The sequence below is a fragment of the Methylomonas koyamae genome, from assembly GCF_001644025.1.
GTDB classification, from domain to species: domain Bacteria; phylum Pseudomonadota; class Gammaproteobacteria; order Methylococcales; family Methylomonadaceae; genus Methylomonas; species Methylomonas koyamae_A.
Map to the genome: position 1 here is coordinate 1 of NZ_LUUK01000235.1, position 2,436 is coordinate 2,436.

3 protein-coding genes are annotated in these 2,436 nt (G+C 58.4%); all 3 read left to right on the forward strand.

Annotation, left to right across the window (positions count from 1 at the left end):
* Positions 1-47 precede the first annotated feature (47 nt).
* The 3 genes from A1355_RS24160 to tnpC are packed head-to-tail and all read left to right on the forward strand — an operon-like array spanning position 48 to position 2,372.
* Entirely contained in the window at positions 48-455 is a 408-nt protein-coding gene (locus A1355_RS24160) for a transposase (protein WP_231883784.1), read from the forward strand.
* On the forward strand, positions 431-781 hold the full coding sequence (gene tnpB / locus A1355_RS24165; RefSeq protein WP_064031840.1) for an IS66 family insertion sequence element accessory protein TnpB: 351 nt from the start codon (positions 431-433) through the stop codon (positions 779-781). Before A1355_RS24160 ends, tnpB begins: the two co-directional genes overlap by 25 nt.
* Before the next feature lie 31 nt (positions 782-812).
* Positions 813-2,372: an IS66 family transposase gene (gene tnpC / locus A1355_RS24170; protein WP_064031841.1), complete on the forward strand. Its 1,560-nt coding sequence runs from the start codon at positions 813-815 to the stop codon at positions 2,370-2,372.
* The last annotated feature ends 64 nt before the right edge of the window (positions 2,373-2,436 follow it).

Here is a 2,436-nt window from a genome sequence, read left to right on the forward strand (position 1 = left end):
CTCGAAAGGAACGAAGATAGTGTCCACTTATAATCAGGTGGACACCTATGAAGGAGCACAACACGCGATTATCGCGGCCATTAATCGTGGGGCACGGGCGAGACGGCCGTTGCCTTTATGATCCGGAAGCCAAGCGGGAGCTAGTGAAAGTTTGCTTGCATTCGGGCACATCGGTTGCCAAGATCGCTCTGCAATACGGTATCAATGCCAATCTGCTGCGCAAGTGGATGGGGCATTACCGAGAAACAGGACATCCGAATCCGAACAGTCCATTAACGTTGCCGGCTTTTGTGCCCGTTCAGTCGCTGAGCGCAGAGAAACCGGCTGAGTCAGCGCTCAGTGCGGAGTTGCCCAACGGCGTTAAACTCGCGTTACAGCCTGTCGCGCTGAGCGACCTGCCGGTGATTTTGAAGGCGTTGGCCGAGCTGCCATGTTTCGTTTCGACGCAGGATTGAAGGTCTACCTGCACCGCGAGCCGGTCGACGGCCGCAAGGCCATCAATGGTTTAGCGCTGCTGGTTGAGCAGGCATTAGGCTTGAATCCGTTCGAGCCGGCCATCTACGTGTTCAGCAATCGCCGGCGGGATCGGATCAAACTGCTGTTGTGGGACCGCACCGGTTTTTGGTTGATGCTCAAGCGGCTGGAAGCCGACCGTTTTCACTGGCCGAAAGAGGCAGCAGTTGTGACGTTGACGGTCGAGCAACTCCACTGGTTGTTAGCCGGTATTGACTTGGCCGCGATGCGGCCGCATCCGGCACGAACCTATACCCAAGTAGGCTGAAACGCGGATGTAAAGCCGGTAAAATAACGGCATGACGCCCACCATCACGCTGTCCACCGAAGACTACCAAGCCTTGCTGGCCGAGCAGCAACGGCTGGCGAGTCAACTGCGGTTGGTGACGGTCGAGCGTGATTTATTGAAAGAACGTGTGGATGCCTTTCTGCATAGGCTGTATGCCGCAAAATCCGAGGCGCGGGCCAATCCGGCCCAGCGCGACCTGTTCCTGAACGAAGCCGAAGTGTTGGCGCCGAACGGTGCTCCAATCGCCGAGGAAGCCACGCCCGAAGCGGTCGAGGTGGCCGGTCACCGCCGCCAGAAACGCGGTCGCAAACCGCTTGACCCGCATCTGCCGCGCGAGATTGTCCGCCATGAATTAGCGGAAGCCGAACGCATCTGTGCGCATGACGGTACTCGTCTGGTGGAAATCGGCGCTGAAATCAGCGAGCAGCTCGACATCGTGCCGCAACAGGTGCGAGTCATTCAACATCACCGCGTCAAATATGCCTGCCCGTGCTGCGATGAAAGCATTCGCGTGACGCCGGCACCGGTTCGCATCATCCCCAAAGGCTTACTCACCGAAACGGCATTAGCCTGGGTCGCCACCGCCAAATACCAGGATAGCCTGCCGCTGTATCGGCAAGCCGCGCTGTTGAGCCGTTTCGGCGGCGATCTGTCGCGCAACACGCTGGCGGCTAGCATGGTGCGGGTTGGCGACGCAGTGCAACCCATCATCAACTTGCTGCGCGACCATCTGCTCGATGCCGATCTGATCCTGGGCGACGAAACCGTGGTTCAAGTGCTCAAAGAATCCGGCCGAGCCGCGCAAAGCAAAAGCTATCTGTGGGCACAAATGACCGGCTCCGGACCGCCGATTCGGCTGTTCAGCTACACGCCGGGGCGCGGCGGAACGCATGCGCAGCCGTTGTATGACGGCATCAAACCCGGCGCGGTACTGATGAGCGACGGCTATGAGGTGTATAACGCCATTGCCGCCAGCCGGGGTGCGATTCACCTCGGCTGTTGGGCGCATGCGCGGCGTTATTTTGTCGAGGCCGAAGCCGCCATTCCTAAAGCCGCGCGCGGCCCGGAGCAACTGGCGACGCAGTTTATCGCGGCGATGGGTGAACTGTACGCGATTGAAACTCAGACGAAAGACCTGAGCGTCGAACAGCGTGGGCAGCGGCGCCAGGAGCAAAGCCGACCGGTTTTGGTCAAAATCGAAGCCCTGCTGCTACAACATCTGCATGCGGTAATCCCCGGTAGTTTGCTGGGCAAGGCTTTGCATTACTTGTCATCGCAGTGGTCCAAACTGATCCGCTTCGTCGACAACGGCGCTTGGCCCATCGACAACAACCTCTGCGAAAACGCCATACGCCCCTTCGTGGTGGGCCGCCGCAATTGGTTGTTTTGCGATACGGTGGCCGGCGCCCGTGCCAGCGCTAATCTTTACTCGTTGATCGAAACCTGCAAGGCCAATAGCGTCGACCCTTACACCTATCTGGTCGATCTGTTCCGAAAGCTTCCCACCGCAAAAACTGTCGAAGAGTTCGAAGCGCTGTTGCCTTGGAATCTCGACGCCCTAACGGACTAATCGCACGCCAACGGTTAAGTCATTGTCCGTTTCAGTTCTAGTGCGTCCTTCAAAGATCGCTTAC

Coding starts and splice junctions, on each gene's coding strand:
- A1355_RS24160 (WP_231883784.1), top strand. CDS start 48: ATGAAGGAGCACAACACGCGATTATCGCGGCCATTAATCGTGGGGCAC.
- tnpB (WP_064031840.1), top strand. CDS start 431: ATGTTTCGTTTCGACGCAGGATTGAAGGTCTACCTGCACCGCGAGCCG.
- tnpC (WP_064031841.1), top strand. CDS start 813: ATGACGCCCACCATCACGCTGTCCACCGAAGACTACCAAGCCTTGCTG.